We start from the raw sequence: 20171 nt of genomic DNA, 5'->3' as shown, positions 1-20171 counted from the left end.
GCTATGGCATTTTACCCATTTGGTATCATACCAGAATAGTAATTTATTATCCTATGATAGCTAACGACGCATTAGAGTCGGGGATTAGATATTGTATCCAATTCCAAGGAAGTGCTACCTTTTTCGGATTTGTCAACAATAAAGAGCTGGCTTCAAATACATTCGACGATTTTGAAATATAACATGTCTGAGATAAATCCGTATAATCCATATCCAAGTGAGGTGGGAACATCGGACAGCGAGCGAATCTAATTATCGTTAGAAATAAGTCGTACGAGTTGTATTATAGCCATTGGTGTGCGAATACGCTGCCTGCCGATCTATTTTGGGGAGAATCGTATGCCCTTAAATTTATCGAGATGCAGACGAAGGTTGATGAATCAGGCTGGCTGGATGATGTCTGGGCTGAGGGCGGAGCCGTACTTGATTTGGATCATAAGAAATTACTCTTCTATGGCGGTGAGGATATACTGTATGATATCCCGCTGAGGAACGTCTTTCTGAAACTTATGAGGAAGACTTGGTATGGATGGGACATCCAGTGGGCTTATGAAGGCATAGCTGATTTGGCGGCATATGTCGGTTACCCTAAAGAGAAAGTACTAACAGGCTTCGATGATGATCTAAATGACGCAAGTTTAGCACCTCCGGAAGAGAGAGACTGGGTTGACACGGTGGCAAGCGTGAAGTTCTCTCAAGATGATTTGCTGCTGTTTCCGTTATATGGAGGAATAGACGTTTACTTAACGTATGGATCTGATTTGATTGACCAGATTGATAAATCCTATGGGTACAAAACTATTTCCCTGGATGATTGGTCTGCGGATTTCCCTGTGGGAGGCTTCCATATTGATATCCCCGCGAGAAGATTAGAGTTTTGGCATGCCAATGATATTCCGAACATCTCTAATGGGCTTCAATCCAAATGGTCCGGCTGGGAAGTCATCGATCATTACAGTAATTATGAGGCACAGTATAGAAGCGCTAAAGGATTGCTGCAGTTTTTGAATGTCAATCAGGAGCAACTTTTGGAAGCATTGAAGGCTTCGCTGTTAAAGGAGTCGTCGAACCCATTGGATGCGTTGGCATACTTTGTGAAAAAAGAAGCAGATGCAGGCAGAAAGGTTGAGATCAACCCGTACGCCTTGAGAAATGACCGATTTGAATTACCCAAGAATGTCAGAGAAGAGATTCTGGAATATGCGATAGAAAATCTAGAGTCATAGCTCATGATTATAAGTGCTTTTCTTCACAACATTGCCCATGGTAAACTTTAGGGAAAAGGCAAAGGCGGAGAAATAGTTGAAGCGGAAATTTTTATTGCAGGGATTACTGTTCTTAACACTCATGGGTTGTAGTTCGAATAAAGCACCATCTGCTGATGATTTGGCGATAGACAAGGCTGATGATGTAGCAATAGCAATTCAAAGGGTGGATGATAGCAAGCAAGTTGTCCAGTACGGAATGTCCAAGGAAGAGGCTGAGAAGGTTCTTGGTCAAGCCGAGAGCACTAACAGGAGCTTTATGACTTATCCTGACGGTGTAATTATCATATATCGGAACGACAAGGTCTGCGCCATTTCTTTAAGGGAAGAATCTTCAGGAGTATATCAGACGGAGAATGGTGCTGAAGTAGGCATGCGTAAGGATGAAATCATAGAGAAGTATGGAGAACAACATGCTATGAAATCGACGGAGAAGAATTTAGATTACGGATACGATACGGGAGATAAACAGTATTTAACCGAATGGGAACGATCCTCCAAGGAAAAAATGGAACAACAATATCAATGGTCATTCAGCTTTAATGATGCAGGTGTTGCAGATTCGATCATACTGAGTGACCATCGCGCTGCAATGTACATGGAGTAGACATTGTTAATATGCCCAAAAACGATAATATGCTGGCTATTCTGTGGATGCTGAATTCAGGCGCAAAGGTGACTGCCAAGCAGATCGCTGAGAAGCTGGAAATCAATATAAGGACGGTGTATCGGTATATCGACGCACTTTGTTCCAGCGGGGTGCCGATTATATCCGAGGCAGGCCATAATGGCGGGTACAGCTTATTGCATCATTTTATCCATGCGCCTTTGTTTTTTGATGTTGAGGAGCAAAAAGCGCTACTTCATGCTGCCGTATTTGCAGAAGAAGCAGGCTATCCTTTTAGCGAAGCGTTGAACCGGGCTACCGATAAACTCAAAATGTATTCCAACCGGGAGCAGGAAGACAGACTCAACCGCCATCTAGCAGGCTTCGAAGTGATCAACCGTGATATTGCCCCTTCGGTTAAGACCACATTGGAAGAATTGGAGTGGGCTGTGGCTAACGAGTGCTCTGTAGAAATGGAATACCACGCAAGCCATGCAGAGCGATCCGGGCCAAGAGTAATTGATCCTTACGGCATGCTGTATTGGAACAATAAATGGTATACGGTTGGATTTTGCCATCTGCGGAATGAAATCAGAAGCTTTCGGGCGGAGCGAATATTGCGGATCAAGCGGATGCCGATGAAGTTTAAACGGCCGGAAGCGTTCTCCGCCAAGGCGTTTTTCTTGCAGAATCTGCTGCCTGAACCGCCAAGCACAAATGAGCTGACATCCTTAATTATCAACGGCCGATCAGAGGCCTTGGACGATTTGTGCATCCATTGGTATTTAGGGCATCATCTGCACGAGAGGACATCCAATCAGGCGGTATTTCGACTTGATGAAAGAGCCATTCATGCTTATGTGCCTTATTTTCTGTTATCTTACGGAAAGGCCGTTCAAGTAATGGAACCGCAGAGCATGAAGAAGAAGATGGCTTCCGTTGCAGCGGAATTAATGGAATATTATCAATCTTGATTGCTTCACTGACCGTAGTTGTCAGTGAAGCTTTTTTATAATAGGAGCAAGTATCAATCCCAATGTTGGAGGCTAAACGAATGAATCATACTGGATATCTCTATGTATTTGATACGATGGCAGACTGGGAAGTGGGTTATATAACCGCCGAGCTGAACTCCGGAAGATGGTACAAGAAAGGATTGCCACCATCCAAAATAGTTACCGTGGGAATTGAAAAGGTCCCTATTACTACAATGGGAGGTTTGACTTTATTACCGGATATTGAATTGCATGATTGCAGCTTTAAGAACGGAGATGCCCTGATCCTGCCAGGTGGAAATACGTGGGGGGAGGCGATTCATGAGCCTGTATTGAGAACGGTAGAGCAGTGTTTAAAGGATAATATTCTGGTTGCGGCCATTTGCGGAGCAACAATAGCGCTTGCTCAGAAAGGATTGCTGGATTCAAGATGGCATACAAGCAATGACCTGGATTACCTTAAAAAGATATGTCCTGCTTATAACGGAGAAAGGTACTACAAGAAGGAATCTGCTGTAACGGATGGAAAGCTGATAACGGCTTCCGGAGTTGCTCCTTTGGAATTTGCTCGGCATGTCTTGGAGGCTTTGGATGTATTAACGCCACAAACATTAAGCGCCTGGTTTAATCTTAATAAAACGCTAGAGCCTCAATATTTCAATGAGCTGATAAATTCAATCCAATGAAGACAAGGAGAGATCAAGATGACCGAAAGCAATAAATATACAGCAGTGACGGGTAAGTACACAAAGAATGGAATGCCTAACGGATTTACAACGATAACGCCATTCATCGTATTGAAGAATCCTGCCGAAGCAATAGAATTCTATAAGTCTGTGTTCAATGCAAGGGTTAGGGATATTACTGAATTTATTGATGATAGCGGTGAAAAAGTAATTGTTCATGCCGAATTGGACTTCGGAAATGGCATTTTGCAGCTGGGAGCAGCGAATCCATCGTATAAATTAGTCTTGCCGCCGACTGAGGACAATGCATGTTATTCTTTGGCCATTTACGTTGCGGATGTCGATCAGGTATTTGAAAATGCAGTGGCAAGAGGAGCAACAGTAAGGGAGCCGGTTAGCAACTTTGTTTCCGGTGACCGGTACGGAAGTATTTTGGACCCTTTTGGCGTGAGATGGTCCATAATGACCCGGGTCGAGGATTTATCAGAAGAAGAGAGCAGTCAGAGAATAAAAGACTGGGCCAAGAGCTTAAGTGCAACAGAACAAACACAGTAAGAGCATTTCGCATAAATCCTCAGAGCCTTATTTCAATCAGAAGATATAGAACGAAACGCTTTAATCCGCTCTAATCTTGTACTAAACAGCAGCTGTAATCGAATTATGCAAAATGCTGGGTGAGTAGAAATCCCTTCGACTGCTGCATGTCTTGCTATTAATCATGTTAAACTAATAACAGCAAGAAGGCAGAAGAAGGAGGATCAACAATGGATCTGGAAACGGTCATGCAGGAGCTTGAAGCTCTGGGCAAGGAAAGGACCAAGAAAATCTACATCTCCAATGGCGCCCATGAACCGCTCTTTGGCGTGGCAACCGGGGAGATGAAGCCCATCGCCAGAAAAATCAAGAAAAATCAGTCGTTGGCTGACCAGCTATACAGCACAGGGAACTATGACGCCATGTATTTTGCCGGTGTAATTGCAGATCCGGATGCCATGACCGAGGGGGATTTTGAGCGATGGATGGATACGGCCTATTTTTATATGCTGTCCGATTTTGTGGTTGCCGTCACATTGTCAGAAGCGAAGATTGCACAAGAGGTTGCCGATAAATGGATCGCAAGCGGCGAAGAGCTGAGAATGTCGGCGGGCTGGAGCTGTTATTGCTGGCTTCTGGGGAACCGCCCGGATGACGAGTTCTCCTTAAGCAAACTGGCCGATATGCTTGAAAAGGCAGAACGCATAATCCATGATTCTCCCGAACGGGCGAAATACGCGATGAACAATTTTATTTACACAGTGGGAGTCTCCTATTTGCCGCTCCATGACAGGGCGGTCGAGACCGCGAAGGCAGTGGGTCCGGTAGAAGTCAGACGAGGGAAAAAAGAACATTTTCTGCGCGCATCCGATAATATTCAGAAGGCCGTAGATAAAGGACAGCTTGGTTTCAAACGCAAACATGTAAGATGTTAAAAGTTTGATTGAAGACGGAGCACCGAATAGATGCCAGCGCCGCATGACTGGATGCCTGAACCTAAGAAGATCGCCATGATCCTTGCCACGAGGGCCGGATGAGTATGGTGGTCTTTTTAGATTTCCTGTACATTGCTTGTACCAGTACTTCCAAGTGTTGTGTTATCTTAGTAGTACATCAGAATCTTTAATTCAGGATTAGGAGAGTCAGGTGGCTACGACAACCGGTTCGAACAAGAATAAAATATGGAGAAATATCGTTATAGTATTCCTGTTTATGTTGGCTCTTACTGGCGCGCGGATATTGTGGATGATGTCTTTTCAAAGCGCGGGTCAGCCTCATGCCATACACGGGCAGTTGGATTTGCGGGATTGGAACACTGCGGAAGGGCGTCCGATTACACTGGATGGCCAGTGGGAGTTCTATTCTCAGGTATGGCTGGAGGGGCATGAAGACGGGCGCAAGCCATCGGATGGGAATCCCGCATACATTCAGGTTCCCGGAAGCTGGAACGATGCCGTGCAGCCGGGAAGCAGCACCCCATACGGTTACGGATCATACCGATTGCGAATTCTCGTCAATCCGGATAAGGATATTACATATAGCATTCGCATTCCCAGCGTTCGAAGCTCATCGGAGCTGTACGTGAACGGGCGATTGCTGGCGGGGTCGGGTCAACCGGCGGTGAAGAAGGAAGAATATACTGCTGGAAATGTTCCGTACTCTGCTTCCTTCACCGCAGACTCCGGCGGCGAAATCGAGGTAGTTGTCCAGGTGGCCAACTATAAGGACCCCCGCCAGAGCGGCATCGCCCGGTCGATGAAATTCGGGACGGAGTCTGCGATGGACCGGGAGACGCAGCTGTCTGTGACGATGCAACAGCTGGTTGCCGTTGTGTTCGCGCTGCATGCCTTATATGCACTTATTATGTTCCTCATTGGAAATCGGGAAAGAAAATTATTGCTGTACTTCTCCCTGTTGGCCTTAAGCGCGATGTTCATTACACTGCTTGGAAGCGATGAGAAGTTATTGTCTTACTGGGCTCCGATCAATTATGAATGGGGCTTTAAGCTGGTCCATCTATCAATGATTGCCGTTGCCTACTCTCTGCTTCAGTGCGTGTCCGGCCAACTGTCCGCTTCCTGGCGCAAATGGTTCCCAGGGTTTTATATTGTCTGCGGAGGAGCGGTCTTGATTGCGCTGTTCTTGCCTGTCAAAGTTATTGTAACGATTCAGCCCTTGTATGTGCTGACGACCGGGACTTCTGTTGTCGTAACGATGGTGACGATATTTCGTTCGTCTGTGAGGCAGCTTCAGGATAATTTGTTATTGCTCCTGTCCCTTGTCGCGTTCGCGAGCAACTTCATGTGGTGGGGCATCTTCCTGATAACGGGAATTAAAACCGTCTATTATCCGTTCGATCTCATTGTATCGACGGGCTGCCTGGCATCCGTCTGGTTCGGACGTTATTTCCAGATTCTTGCCGAGACAAGGGGACTCGCAGCGAAGCTTCAGAGGACTGACAAGCTGAAGGATGAGTTTCTCGCCAATACCTCGCATGAGCTTCGGAATCCGCTCCACGGCATCCTCAACATTTCACAAGCTGTTCTGGAAAGAGAGCGGGATTCGCTGAATGATGAGAGCATCAAGGATTTAGAAATTGTTCTGTCAGTTGGACGCCGCATGTCGCTTACGCTAAACGATCTGCTGGATATGATGAGCCTGAAGGAAAGCTCACCCCGGCTGCAATATCGGAGCTTCTCTATCCATACGATTGCGACCGGCGTAATCGATATGCTCCGCTATATGACGGAAGGCAAGCCGGTGGTGCTCATCAATGAGATTCCTGCCGATTTCCTTCTCGTATATGCCGATGAGAACAGAGTGATTCAAATCGTATTCAACCTTCTTCACAATGCGATTAAATACACGAACGAAGGCGAAGTTTCCATTAAGGCGAAAGTGAAGGGAAACCGGGCACAAATTATGATTTCGGATACGGGAATCGGCATGGACGAAGACACGATACGGCGTGTGTTCGAGCCTTATGAACAGGCTCATTCCGACGGCGCGGCCATGTCTGAGGGGGGATTCGGGCTTGGACTCAGCATCAGCAGACAGCTGGTGGAACTGCATGGAGGAAGGCTGCAAGCAAGCTCTGCTCCGGGACAGGGCTCCAGGTTCGCGTTTACTCTCCAGCTTTCCGACCAGACCGATGTACGAGAAGAGGCGGAGTTCGAAGCGATAGCTTCGATCGCTTATGCGGCATCAGCACGGGACGGATCTACCGCTACGCCGAATATGATCTCCGAACAGTCGCCGCAGAGACATGAGGACTGTCCCCGAATATTGGTCGTAGATGATGACCCCGTTAATCTTAAAGTGCTTGAAACGATTCTCGTATTGGACAGATATGACATTATGACCGTGACAGAGGGTCAAAAGGCACTGGAAGCATTGGACTTGAAGGAATGGGATCTGGTCATTTCAGATGTCATGATGCCCCATATGTCCGGTTATGAGTTGTCACGCAGGATTCGCCAGCGATTTGCGATCACCGAGCTTCCCATACTGCTGCTTACGGCAAGAAGCCAGCCCGAAGATATCCAGAACGGCTTTCGGGCAGGCGCGAATGATTATGTGACGAAGCCGGTGGACGCGCAGGAATTAAGATCGCGGGTTAAAGCGTTAACCGATGTCAAACAATCCGCCCGGGATCGGCTGCGTATGGAAGCTGCCTGGCTGCAAGCGCAAATTCAGCCTCATTTCATTTTCAATACCCTGAATGCTATTGCGGCTTTGAGTGAGATTGATACGGATCGGATGCGCAATCTGCTTGAAGTATTCTCCGACTTTCTGAGACATAAAGTGATGCTTCAAAATGTGGATGAGCCGGTTCCTATAGAAGATGAATTGCATATTGTCCGCTCTTACTTGTTCATTGAAAAAGAACGATTTGACGAAAGGCTGCAGGTGGTCTGGGACATCGACGAATGCGATCAACTGAAAATCCCTTTGCTTACGATTCAGCCCCTGGTTGAAAATGCTGTGAGACACGGCATCATGAAGCGTGCCCGCGGGGGAACGCTTACGATCCGGGTTGCGAATTGTGAGACCTACGTTAAGGTATCTGTCGAAGATGACGGCGTCGGGATGGATGGAGACATGCTGCAGCGAGTATGGAATCATGGATCGAACTATACGTCCGGAGTCGGTCTGCGCAATACGGATCTCCGCCTGAAGCGTTTCTACGGAAAGGGACTTCAAATCAATAGCGAACCGGGCAGCGGGACTACCGTATCTTTTGTCGTATACACCAATAATTAGAGCAAAGCTTCTATGGCCTGGGAGGCCGGATTGAACTCACTTGGCAGAACCGGCGCCATGCTGCCGATACCAGGCATTGGCTTCCTGCAGCACCTCGGTTCCGCCGGCGGCCATGAACTCCTTGACGAAATCGTCGAATTTATCCAAAGGCTGCTCGCCGGTAATGAAGGCGATATAGGCTTTGTTTCTCAGCTTGACGAGTTCAGGCCCATTCTTGATCAGAGCCGGAGTCGCGACTTCCAGGGCATTGTAGATACCGTCCCGGTCCAGGCCCAGGGTCGATGCCCACTGTTCTCTGCGTTCTTCAGGCATCAAGGGCACGGTCATGCCGAGATCGGCGCCGATCGTATCCGAATAGCTGAACATGTTATCGTAAGGGGGGAGCACGATAACATCCTTCTTCGACGGTTCCGCCCATATCCAATGCTTCCCCTGGACCCCGTATTTCATGGAAGCTTCTTCATCCGGGTCAGAATTGGCGCTAACGTAATCAAGGATCTGAAGGATTGTCTCCATCTTGCCCGGCTCTTTGGCGGCGTTCGCGCCGATGGCGGTGAAGCTCATCAGCATATCGTAGGCTTTGGAGCCCCGCAGGCCGCCCGGGCCTGTGAATGGCTGGCCGAATACAATCGAAGCATCCGGATTCTTGGCGGTTAACTCCTTCACATTGAAGGTGGCTTTTACCGGAGTTTCTACGCCCTTCATGGAGCTGTCGTAAGTCCATGCGGTATAATCCCCGTCCTGAATCCAGTGATAATAATTGCCCATGGAGGTCATGCCGATTCTTCCGTTAATAAAGGCATGGGATAAATGCTTGTATCCGCCCTTATTCTCTCCGGTAACAAACTCCGGATCGATGACCCCGTCATGGTACCATTTGCGAAGATATTGCAGAGCTTCTTTCATTTCCGGCTGCAATGCGCCGATGACCAGACTCTGGTCCTTCACGCCAAAATAGAGCTGGTCGTCGAAGACGACTTGCCCGAATGCGCCGAAGACGACATTCATCCCTTCAATGGATAATCCATACGTATCCTTGATGCCGTTGCCGTCGGGATCATCATTGGCGAAGGCATAGATGACTTTCTCAAAATCGGCCAGCGTTTGCGGCACCGGAAGGCCGAGCTTATCCAGCCAGTCCTTCCGGTAGACGACCGGAATGCGATAAATATTAGTGGGATTGATAACCGGAATACCGTAGTACTTCCCGTTGATTTTGCCATAATCCTCATAAGCGGGTGCGTTCTCTCTGATAGCTGCCATAATATGAGGAGCGTACTTATTCAGCATGTCCTCGGGAATTTCGGCCAGCAAGCCCTGCTGCTGGTATTTCAGCAGATCCTGCGGCTGCCTGATTCGGAACAGATCGGGGATGGCTCCCTGCGCCAGCTTCAGGTCCAGAAGCGATTCATATTTATTGTTCTCGAGATTCCAGACGTTAAGGTCAACATTAAACTTATCCTCCAGATACCGCACCATCACCGCATCCTCCGGCACCGGCAGGTTCTGATGCATCGTCCACGAAATGGTGTACCGGGGGGCGGCGGAAGCGGAGGGACTCTGCTCTTCTTGCGCTGCGGACAGGATATCCGAATTCATCTCGCAGCCGCTGACCAGGCCGGACCCGATCACGGCCAACAAGAGGGTACAACACCGTAACGCCTTCATCTTCATCATGAGACCTTCCTTATCCATCAAAATCCCGCCTCCGCCAGCCGGACGGAGAGGTTACAACTGCTTAGCCATGCTTCTGAGGTAATTCCCCGGCGTACATCCGTACATTTCCTTGAATTTCTTAATAAAATAAGCCGCCGTCCCGTAGCCGACCGTACCCGCAATTTGCTCGATCGTCATCTTGTTGCTCTCGATCAGCGTCTTGGCCCGTTCCATCCGCCGGCCGGTGACATAATCGGTATAGGTGACCCCAAGCTCCTCCTTGAAGAGCCTGCTTAAATACTTGGAGCTGATGAACACCTTGGCGGACACCGCCTCCAGTGAGAGATCCTCAGACAAATGGCTCTCGATATACATCTTGGCCGACTCGATCGTGGAGAGTGCTCTGTCGCTGTTCCGTTTCTCCGTCTGAGCAATGAATGTGGTTACCGAATCCGCCAGCCAATCCCGGAATGAAACGATATTGCGAATCTCAATATACTGATTGTACAGATCCGAATGCCCATGAACGGAGGGCTTGTAGCGGACGCTTTTCAAGTAATCGGAGTAGATGAACACGATATTCGCCAGGATAAAATGGCAGTAGTCGGCAGAGTATCTTCCTTCCCGCATGACTGTGACCAGCTGCTCGACCGCTGCGATGACCTCTTGCAGCTGGCGTGCGTGCAGCTTTTCCTTGAATTTGATCAAAATGGATTGAGGGATTTCATCAGGGCTGTTCTCCCGCTCCAGGAGATTCAGGTCCTGCAGAACGGAATGCTCCGGCAGGAAATAGGCATATTTCATCAAGGTCTGGGCCTCAAAATAGCTGGTATGGATATCGGTCATCTCCTGCACCCAAGATCCCCGCGACAGCTGAAGCTTCAGTCCGAACTGCTTCTTGCCCTCCGCCAGCACAAAACGGGAAATCTCTTCTATAAGAGCGTCAGATTCTCCGCTCGCACACAGAATCCCGATAATCCGCTTATCCGGAAGCTCTTCGGCAATCATGCGGCTTCCCGTCGGACATACCGCCCCCAATTGCTCCACGATTCGGGACACGACGGTCTGCATATCTCCGGAGCTCAGCCCGGTCAGCGCCTCACGCGAATTTACGAGTAAGCAGCAATAATGACTGTACGTCCCGGAAATGCCCAGAAAGGGCAGCTCTTCCGCCCATTCCTCGCGGCTATAGCCGTTCTGAAGAAGATTAAGCAACGCACTGCGTTTGATCATCGGGCTGCTCGCCTGCAGCGTCTCTTCCAGGCTGCTGACTTTATCGTTCAGCCGGATGAAGGCCGTATCAATAAGCTTGTACTCATTTATGATCTGCCCAGTTGGCTCACCGGTTGCATTTTTGATTTTTCCAGCCAGCCGTTTGATCGGATTGTAATTCATTTTGGCCAAAATCCCGGACAGCACAAGCCCTAACAGAAGGGCGAACAAGGTGATCCCAAGGATGAGCTTCTGCACCATGATCGATTGTTCATAGAAGAAGCTGGCAGGCATAGCGCTAAAAATTTTCCAGCCGGTGGATGGAAGGGTCCGGTAAGAAATCACATAAGAGGTGCCTTCAATACTGTCGTTGAAGCTCCCGGCCTCTTCTTGAGACGTTAGCGCCTTGGTGATGCTGGAGTCGTAATGGCCCTGTGAGTCCAATCCTTCACCTGAACCCACGATCATCCTTCCCGACGGATCGGAAATAAAGGTGGTGGCGTACTGTGATGGCATCATGTTCCGGATAATCTTGCTGATCGCGCTGACCTTCACATCAACCGCAATGATCAGATCGCTGTTGTCGCCGGAGGACTGAAATGGATAGGTGTGCGCGTAAGTGAACAAGGCATTGCTGCCCCCGCCCGGCAGACTGGAGAAGATGTCCTCCGGGACCACCCGGGCCCGGGTCCACAGGCTGCTGCTCTTATTGCTGCGCATCCCGTCCATCCAGTCTGCAAGAAAGGCAGCTCCGTCTCCGTGACTGGCGCCGTATTTCAGCCCGTAGAGCGACGAGAGCATCACATTCTGCTCGGGATCATACAGATGCACCGCTTGTACAGTGTCCGAGTTGCTGGCCGCCTCCGATTTAAGCAGTGCTTCGAGGTCGATGACCTTACTCAGATTCTTCTGAAAGGAAGTATCGGCAAACAAACGAAGATCTGCGGTTGTGTTCAGCGAGATGTCCAGATAGATTTGCTGGGCTCTCTGGAGCACCGCCGTTTCAATCGTTCGGGCCGTATTCTCCAGGATCAGCTGATTCTTATTGCGCAGTTCCTCCTTGTAGCGGCCGGAGAAATAAATATAGAAGACCGAGCAGAGCAAGAGCACAAGGACAAGCACAATGGATATGTAAGAAATAGCCAGATTGGCAAATGCGGAGTTCCATTTTTTCAAGACTTATTCTCCTCCCCGCGGCGATTATACACGACAAGATGGCACAATTTTGCTTAATTGAGTTAAGAGAATGTTAAATTGCGAAATCGGGGCGAGATGCTCCTAAATTGATAGAATAGAGAAATTGTCATATTGAAGCGCAGCGCGGCCGGATGCTACATTGAGTCCGATTCGAATCCAATACCAAACGATAGGAGCAGACACGATTGAAGACGAAATCGACTAGAAAGTGGTTATCTGTTGCTGCGGGCGTGGCGCTCATGTCCAATGCGGTTGCCGGGAATCCGGCGATGGCATCATCAGCCGTATCTCAAATCGAACTGCCGGCGGCTCCGGCATGGGGACATTTCGTAGACAATTACAAGAACAACATCTCCGTGAACAAGGCGGTCTATTCCAATCCGACCATCGGAATACTCTCCGGATACTTGGAGCTCTGGACCCCGGGAACCTCCTGGAATAACGGCACCAAGCTGAACAGCAGTGTGCTGGATGCCAACATTCAATATGTAGCCAATATTGCAGCCACCCGAACTCCCGAAGAAGCCGCAGCGGCTTATTATGATGACCGGAGAAACCAGACCTATGGCGCCGCTGACGGCCTTGGTTCCCTGTCCGAGGTGTACCGCTCCAAATCGGGAACATACACGACGATCACCAGCATTCCGGCTGATGCCACGACAGTCAAGTACAACGATGGCAATGGCGAGAATAAAGGCGGCGATTCGAATTCCGAGCTGGGCAAAATGGTGGACCTGATCGGAAAAGTCCGGGGCAACTATGCTTCAACTACACCGGCCAAAAATTATTACAACTATATGCGTCCGTTCCGCTGGCTGGATACCTCTGTCATTGTGCCTACCCTGGTTCCTGCGATCAGCACCACGCCTGAGACGGACGGCGGCTTCCCGAGCGGACATACCAACGCTTCGTATCTCGCTGCGCTGTCGCTGGCTTATGCAGTGCCTGAACGCTTCCAGGAGCTGCTGACCCGGGCTTCGGAAATGGGAAATAACCGGATCGTTGCCGGGATGCATTCGCCTTTTGATGTTATGGGTGGACGCGTTATGGCAACGGCCTTGGCCGCAGCAACCCTGGCTGATCCGGATAACGCCCAGCTTAAGCAGGACGCTTATAACCAGGCCCATGATGTTCTGCTGAAGCAGACCGGTACGGCGGAAGATCGGTTCAGTGATTATCAGAAGAATAAGACGCAGTATCTCCAGCGGCTGACGTATGGATTCCCGCAGATTTATTCGACAGCCAAGCCTGTGGTTGTCCCTAAAGGGGCTGAGGTGCTGCTGGAAACCCGGCTGCCGTATTTGAGCGCCGAACAGCGCCGTGCAGTTCTGGCTACAACCGAAATTCCGTCCGGCTACCCGCTGCTGGATGATCCGGAAGGATGGGGACGTCTGAATCTGTTCGCGGCAGCGGACGGATATGGCGCATTTAACAGCGATGTAACGGTGACAATGGATGCCGACAAGGGCGGCTTCAATGCATCGGACCGCTGGCGGAACGACATCTCTGGCACAGGCAAGCTGACGAAAGAAGGCACGGGCACCCTGAAGCTTCAGGGCAGCAATACGTATTCCGGCGGCACCGAGGTGGATGGCGGCACACTCGAAGGCGACTCGGCAACGGCCTTCGGAAGCGGCGATGTGGTGAATACCGGCGGCTCCGTGGTAGAAAATGTATACGGCAAAATGACCATTGGCGGCAGCTTCACACAGTCCCCGAGCGGAACGCTGGAGCTTAACCTTACCGGCGCCAATGACGTGCTTGAAATTAAAGGCGCTGTGAATCCGAACGGGAAGCTGCATGTGAATTTCGCCAACAACTATGTGCCCGGCACCGGCTTGCTTCCTCTTATGACTTATGGCGCCAATCAGCTGAGCGGGTCTTTCGCCTCGGTCCAGGTGGACGGGCTGCCAAGCAAGTACAGCACTCAGGTAATCTATCAGAACAATCAGATTGTGCTGTCCATCACCGACACGACAAGCACCGGCGGTTCGAACTCAGGCGGTTCGAATGCGGGAAATTCGAATTCAAGCGGTTCGAGCTCTTCCACGGGCGGAACAGCTAGCGGCAGCACGACTCCTGCGGCTCCAACGGCTCCAACCGAACAGCCGGGTAAGCAAGATCCGGCAGCCGGAGTGAATCCGTTCCAATCGAAAGTAGTCAGCCGTGAAGCGGTTCTGAAGACGGTCAGCGATTCGATTGCCGCAACGAAGAACGTGAACGGAACGTTCAGCGATACCGCCAGTCATTGGGGCGGCAGCATGATTGCGACAGCCGTGAAGCTGCGTATTGTCGACGGCTATAAGGACGGCACATTCCGTCCGGATGCACCTGTCACAAGAGCGGAATTTGCGGCCATGATCGCCCGTGCCTTCGGCCTATCCGAAAGCACCGGTTCGGCTAAATTCCCGGATGCACGATCGAGCTGGGCCGCCGGTTATATAGGCGCTTTGGCGGACAAGGGGGTTCTGTCCGGCTATGGCGACGGCAGCTTCAAGCCGAATGCGGCAATCTCCCGTGCCGAGATGGTGACGATCATCGCGCGTGTGCTGGACCTTGGCGCGCTATCGACAGGCACATCGGCCGGCTTCAATGATGTGGGCAGCGGATACTGGGCTGCGGATGCGATCAAGCAGGCATCGTCGGCCAAGCTGATTCAAGGGGTATCTTCCTCTGCATTCGCGCCCAAGAATCAAGCGACCCGCGCCGAGGCCGTGACACTCCTTATCCGCGCGTTGGAGAGCGACAGCCAGATCAAGGAGTTAATCGCGGGATTGTAAGAGTGGGTTGAGAGATTGGACATCAATGCGAGGGCCTGCTCCAGGGCCGAGCCTTTCGCGTTGAGCATAAGGGCGAAAGGTTCTCCGTCAGCGGCGAGCTCTTTCGCCTTTTTGTTCCGGTCCGGTCCCGGACCCAGCGGCCCCTGCCATTTCAAAAAAGGGATAATTAGTGTAACGTATAGGTTGAACCATACCTAAGTGCTGTTTGCTCTGATTTGTAAGGAAAGGGAGCGTATACATGTCTGCAAGATTGTATGGAACCCCGCCGTATAAGGTTTTCCTTGTACATGGCGGTCCCGGCGCCCCGGGTGAAATGTCCCCCGTTGCCCGGCGGTTAGGCGGCTCGATGGGAGTGGCCGAGCAGCTGCAAAGCAAGCGCAGCTTGTCCGACTTAATAGAGGAGCTTAAGAGCGACATAGAGGATTATAGCACCGTGGATCATAGCACTGAGCCGGTCGTGCTGGTCGGATACTCGTGGGGAGCGTGGTTAAGTTATATTTTTGCCGCAGAATATCCCCGTCTTGTCAGAAAAATCATCCTCGTTAGCAGCGGTCCCTTTGAAGCCTCCTATGCTGCCGAAATAATGAAGACCCGGCTATCCCGCTTAAACGACTATGAGAAAAAACAGGTTGAGGCGCTTGAGCAGCAATTGGCTGAGGAAGGCCCAACCCGAAATGACGTTCTGATGCAGTATGGCAAGCTATTGTCGCAGGCAGACTCATATGCACCTATTTTGCTGGATACCAATGAAGAGGTTCAGGTCGATGTAGCGGCCTATCAGAGTGTGTGGAGCGAAGCCGCCTTGCTAAGAAGCAGCGGTGAGTTATTGAAGTTTGCACCGCGGATTTCATGTCCGGTAACTGTAATCCACGGCGATTATGATCCGCATCCGGCGAAAGGGGTTATAGAGCCGCTCCGTGCGGTTATCGGGAACCTGAAATACATGGAATTGCAGAACTGCGGACACACACCATGGAAGGAACAACTGGCCAAGGAGATATTTTATAAAATGCTGCAGCAAGAGCTGCGGGAATAGCTGAATGCTGGAGATTAGTGAGAGTGTTCCATCCTTTTGCGGACTACGCGGCCTTCGCCGAAGCAGGGGCATAGAACTGAATTTAAAAAATCATCCGAGGTGAGCCTAATGTTCTACATCATTGTCATTGTCGTCGTCTTGCTTGACCAGGCTGCCAAGCTGTGGGTCCGGTTCCATATGGAAGTGGGACAATCCATTCCGATGTGGGAAGGGTTTCAGCTGACGTATTTCCGCAACTCGGGCGCCATGGGGAGCAGCTTTGAAGGATACGGAAGACTCTTCATTATCCCGGCTATCCTGGTTGTCATATGGGCCATTTACTATCTGCGTAAAGGCATGCTGGAAGGTGTGATGCTGAAGAGCGGTACGGCGTTGTTTGTCGGCGGCGCCATCGGTAATGCAATCGATCGTATCTTGTTCGGGTGGGTAACGGATTTCCTGGATTTCGGCAGGGGTATTTCCAATTTGGCGGATCACGCTATTACCTTAGGGGTGCTGTTCATCTTTATTCATCATTTGATTATAAGTCCGCTGAAGAGGAAAAAAGCGAGGAGCTGCACTTCCTGAGCTTCTCTCTTTCTGTGCTTCTCTCTTCCTGGACTTGATTGCCGGTCAAGAAAGGTGTATGATGTCCATAAGTCATTGGTTTAAATGTTTAAACATTTAATCATATAAGAGAAGGTGATTGCCCATATGGGGAAGCAGGCATTGGAGATTTTTCGTGAGAGCCTTCCGGTTCTTCAAGTATTAAGCGATCCGAATCGTCAGGATATTCTGCTGCTGCTCTCCGAGAACGGCAAGATGACGGTGAATGAAATAACGGAGCGGCTGACATTGTCACGGCCGGCGGTTTCTCATCATTTGAAGCTGCTCAAAAATGCGGGAGTCGTGGGTGTCGAGCAATTGGGCACGCTGCGCTATTACTTTTTGTCCATGCAGGATTCGGTTGATTTGTTAAGGCGTCTATTGGCCGCGCTGGAGCGGGATTGTCTATAGAAATACGGAAGGAGAATGATGAATGGAGCAGTGGACATCTGAACAGGTCGATCTCATCCTGCAAGAGCATCGCAAGAAATTCAATACCGGATATACACGGGATGTGAACTTCCGGCTGGAGCAGCTTGGGAAGCTGGCGGATGCGATCCGGCGGAATGAGCAGCAACTGCTGTCGGCTTTATATGAGGATCTGCATAAAAATGAATTCGAAGCCTACTCGACGGAGATTGGCTATACGCTGGACAGCATTAGGTACATGAGAAGCAACTTGAAGCGCTGGGTGAGACCGCAAAAGGTAAAAACCCCGTTCTATCATGTGCCATCGACAAGCCGCATGTATAAGGAGCCCTATGGAACTGTTCTGATTATCGGGCCGTTCAATTATCCGTTCCAATTGCTGATTGAGCCTTTGATCGGCGCCATTGCGGCAGGGAACAGCGTGATCCTGAAGCCTTCCGAGAATACGCCCGCGGTTGCCGCCGCCGTCAAGAAGCTGATCCGGGAAACCTTTGATGAGACTTACATTCGGGTGATCGAAGGAGAGAAGGAGACAACCTCGGCGTTGATTAACGCCCCGTTCGATTACATCTTTTTCACAGGAAGCGTGCCTGTCGGTAAGATCGTCATGGAAGCCGCGGCGCGGAACCTCGTTCCCGTCACCCTTGAGCTTGGAGGGAAGAGTCCTGCTATTGTGGACAAGACTGCGAATATCGAGGTTGCGGCCAAGAGGATAATTTGGGGAAAAATGATGAACGCCGGCCAGACATGCATAGCCCCGGATTATGTACTGGCGCATGAGGATATCCGGGCGGAGCTAATCGAGAAGATGAAGACGGCTCTTACAAGCTTTTACGGACCGGATGCGCGGCAGAGCGGGGATTATGGCCGGATCGTCAATGAACGCCAGTTCGACCGGCTGGCCTCCATTCTGGACAGTGACCAGGATCATGTGCTGTTCGGCGGCAAGAATCTCAGGGAGGAGCTGTACATCGAGCCGACGCTGCTAGACACGGCTTCCTGGAGTGATGCCGCCATGCAGGACGAAATTTTCGGACCGATTCTGCCGATTATGGGCTACAGCCAACTGGAGGAAGCGATTGAGACGGTGAACAGCCGCCCGAAGCCGCTCGCGTTATACCTGTTCACTGAACAGCGCCATGTCAAGGAGGAAGTGCTTGCCCGCGTACCGTTCGGCGGAGGCTGTGTGAACGATACGATCAGCCATGTTGCCAATCACCATCTGCCCTTCGGGGGAGTCGGCCACGCCGGGATCGGCGCCTACCATGGGAAATTCAGCTTCGACCAGTTCTCCCATACGAAGAGTGTGATGACCAAGAGCACCAGAATGGATATCTCTTTCTTATTTCCGCCCTATCGGGACAAGGTGAAGTGGGTTAGAAAAATAATGCGATAATGCCGCGCCGCGGCAGTTAGGAGGATTCAGCTTATGAGCAAGGTGGCATTTACTTCATTGCTTGATGTGAAAAAAGAGCTGCTGAACATGTACGAATATGACGTCATTCAGACCAAGCAATGGCCGGTATATGAAATTCTGGCGCATTGCGCGCAGACTATCGAATATTCCATGACCGGTTATCCGCAAATGAAGCCCAAAGTGGTGAGGAATACAATCGGACGCGTGGTGATCAAGCGGTTTTTGAAGCAGGGGTTTATGAAGCATGATCTGACGGCCCATGTTCCGGGCGCTGCGAAGATCGAAAGACAGGGTACGACCAGAGAAGGCATCGATTTGCTGCTAAAAGCTATTGATGCTTTTCAAGAGTATAAGGGGCCGCTGGCTCCGCATTTAATTTTCGGGGAACTGAGCAAGGAGGAGTATGACCGCTATTTTACAATGCATATCGCGGATCATTTCTCCGAAGTTCAGCTTGCTGGTTAAGTCCAGAGGTTCGTTGTGTTGGAATAATGTTACAAAATATAAAAATGCTTGACTTAATTATCCTTTTATTGTTATAAATATATCTAGTAATTCCAAAATATATAGAAAGAGGGAAAAGGGATGAAGAAAAAACTAGCAATACTGGCAATAACAACTTTGGTTTTAGCAACATCCGCATCAGCGATGGCTGCAACAGCGACCGAACAGCCATCGGCTACAATTACCGATTCAACAACTGCTTTAAGCTCCCCTGTAGGATCAAGCACAACTAGTTCTTTAACAGAAGATGGTTTGGTGACTCCTCAGGTGGTTACTGGTACATTTCATTATATTGCAGCAGGAAGTTCGACAGTTGCAAACTCATTTGTTGTACCGGCTGGATATGGGCATATTAAACTATTTATGAAAAACAATGGGACTGGACCCGTGACAGTGAGTCTTACACATAATTCTTCTGGTTTGATATATTTCAATAAAACTATTGCTGCCGGTAGCTCCCTGGAATGGATTAGCTACAATGAGGGGATTACACAGGGAATGCGTGCCGGGGATTATACTCTCCAATGGAGAGGTGGATCATACACTGTGAACGGGGAAGTCTGGGGAGGAAGCGGCTCTAGCTCGACAGATTGGTAAGAGTAATAATTTTGAGGAAATAAAGTTCTAATCCGAACAGATTTATAATGGATTGAAGAGCCGCCTAAAATCGGCTCTTTTTTTATGAGATGATTTCTTCTTCTGTTTCTTCCACGTTTTCGCCCAACTACGCTAGGTAAGCCAGCATGATTTTCTCTGCGTCCAGCTCCTCGCTTTTCATACGTGGCAGTATAGATAGCCTCTTCTCCCGTATACAGCCAACCCGGTGCCGAAACGGTGCCAGTTTCTTTACAGAAATTGTATTCGTTTTGCAGGGCGTTCTTTGTTGGGGATTTCTTTGTTTTGCTCAGCGAACCGATGCTTCTTGTCTAGCACTTCAACCGGTCATATGACGGCTGCGCGTCTACAGAGTCCATTTCCCTAGGCATCCGTGATCAACTTGTAAGC

The 20171-nt window shown here is 49.9% G+C and carries 17 protein-coding genes; 15 read left to right on the top strand and 2 right to left on the bottom strand.

Annotated elements, in window-relative coordinates; translation table 11 throughout:
* The 8 genes from KIH86_RS04140 to KIH86_RS04105 form a co-directional block, all read left to right on the top strand.
* Window positions 1-182: hypothetical protein (locus KIH86_RS04140; RefSeq protein ID WP_223110320.1), on the top strand; the 182-nt coding region annotated here is incomplete at its 5' end.
* 177 nt (window positions 183-359) lie between these two features.
* On the top strand, window positions 360-1226 hold the full coding sequence (locus KIH86_RS04135; RefSeq protein WP_223110319.1) for a hypothetical protein: 867 nt from the start codon (window positions 360-362) through the stop codon (window positions 1224-1226).
* A 76-nt stretch (window positions 1227-1302) separates the two neighbouring features.
* Window positions 1303-1872, top strand: coding sequence for a hypothetical protein (locus tag KIH86_RS04130; protein ID WP_223080777.1), 570 nt, complete (start codon window positions 1303-1305; stop codon window positions 1870-1872).
* Window positions 1873-1883: 11 nt separating this feature from the next.
* On the top strand, window positions 1884-2846 hold the full coding sequence (locus tag KIH86_RS04125; RefSeq protein WP_223080776.1) for a helix-turn-helix transcriptional regulator: 963 nt from the start codon (window positions 1884-1886) through the stop codon (window positions 2844-2846).
* 80 nt (window positions 2847-2926) lie between these two features.
* On the top strand, window positions 2927-3553 hold the full coding sequence (locus tag KIH86_RS04120; protein ID WP_223080775.1) for a type 1 glutamine amidotransferase family protein: 627 nt from the start codon (window positions 2927-2929) through the stop codon (window positions 3551-3553).
* Window positions 3554-3571: 18 nt separating this feature from the next.
* Complete coding sequence (locus KIH86_RS04115) at window positions 3572-4108, top strand: VOC family protein (protein WP_223080774.1); 537 nt, start codon at window positions 3572-3574, stop codon at window positions 4106-4108.
* Between the two features lie 209 nt (window positions 4109-4317).
* Window positions 4318-5022, top strand: a complete 705-nt coding sequence (locus KIH86_RS04110) for a DNA alkylation repair protein (RefSeq protein ID WP_223080773.1) — start codon at window positions 4318-4320, stop codon at window positions 5020-5022.
* 211 nt (window positions 5023-5233) lie between these two features.
* Window positions 5234-8350, top strand: a complete 3117-nt coding sequence (locus KIH86_RS04105) for an ATP-binding response regulator (protein WP_316503067.1) — start codon at window positions 5234-5236, stop codon at window positions 8348-8350.
* Between the two features lie 36 nt (window positions 8351-8386).
* Here KIH86_RS04105 and KIH86_RS04100 read toward each other — a convergent pair whose 3' ends face one another.
* Both KIH86_RS04100 and KIH86_RS04095 read right to left on the bottom strand, forming a co-directional pair.
* Window positions 8387-10024: a type 2 periplasmic-binding domain-containing protein gene (locus KIH86_RS04100; RefSeq protein ID WP_223080817.1), complete on the bottom strand. Its 1638-nt coding sequence runs from the start codon at window positions 10022-10024 to the stop codon at window positions 8387-8389.
* Window positions 10025-10078: 54 nt separating this feature from the next.
* Window positions 10079-12394, bottom strand: a complete 2316-nt coding sequence (locus tag KIH86_RS04095) for an AraC family transcriptional regulator (RefSeq protein WP_223080772.1) — start codon at window positions 12392-12394, stop codon at window positions 10079-10081.
* Window positions 12395-12654: 260 nt separating this feature from the next.
* Here KIH86_RS04095 and KIH86_RS04090 point away from each other — a divergent pair, with 260 nt between their 5' ends.
* The 7 genes from KIH86_RS04090 (at window position 12655) to KIH86_RS04060 (ending at window position 19763) form a co-directional block, all read left to right on the top strand.
* On the top strand, window positions 12655-15195 hold the full coding sequence (locus KIH86_RS04090) for an S-layer homology domain-containing protein (protein WP_223080816.1): 2541 nt from the start codon (window positions 12655-12657) through the stop codon (window positions 15193-15195).
* Window positions 15196-15433: 238 nt separating this feature from the next.
* Window positions 15434-16231, top strand: a complete 798-nt coding sequence (locus KIH86_RS04085) for an alpha/beta fold hydrolase (RefSeq protein ID WP_223080771.1) — start codon at window positions 15434-15436, stop codon at window positions 16229-16231.
* Window positions 16232-16339: 108 nt separating this feature from the next.
* Window positions 16340-16798 carry a signal peptidase II gene (lspA, locus tag KIH86_RS04080; RefSeq protein ID WP_223080770.1) on the top strand — a complete coding sequence of 153 codons (459 nt, stop codon included), beginning with the start codon at window positions 16340-16342 and terminating at the stop codon, window positions 16796-16798.
* 126 nt (window positions 16799-16924) lie between these two features.
* Window positions 16925-17227 carry an ArsR/SmtB family transcription factor gene (locus tag KIH86_RS04075; protein ID WP_223080769.1) on the top strand — a complete coding sequence of 101 codons (303 nt, stop codon included), beginning with the start codon at window positions 16925-16927 and terminating at the stop codon, window positions 17225-17227.
* A 22-nt stretch (window positions 17228-17249) separates the two neighbouring features.
* On the top strand, window positions 17250-18641 hold the full coding sequence (locus KIH86_RS04070) for an aldehyde dehydrogenase (RefSeq protein WP_223080768.1): 1392 nt from the start codon (window positions 17250-17252) through the stop codon (window positions 18639-18641).
* A gap of 33 nt (window positions 18642-18674) precedes the next feature.
* Window positions 18675-19127: a DUF1569 domain-containing protein gene (locus tag KIH86_RS04065; protein ID WP_223080767.1), complete on the top strand. Its 453-nt coding sequence runs from the start codon at window positions 18675-18677 to the stop codon at window positions 19125-19127.
* A gap of 120 nt (window positions 19128-19247) precedes the next feature.
* Entirely contained in the window at window positions 19248-19763 is a 516-nt protein-coding gene (locus KIH86_RS04060; RefSeq protein ID WP_223080766.1) for a hypothetical protein, read from the top strand.
* Window positions 19764-20171: the final 408 nt, after the last annotated feature.

The sequence above is a fragment of the Paenibacillus sinensis genome, assembly GCF_019904155.1.
Taxonomy (GTDB): domain Bacteria; phylum Bacillota; class Bacilli; order Paenibacillales; family Paenibacillaceae; genus Paenibacillus_AQ; species Paenibacillus_AQ sinensis.
Note: the sequence above shows the minus strand (reverse complement) of the source record. Positions and strands in the feature narration are given on the sequence as shown.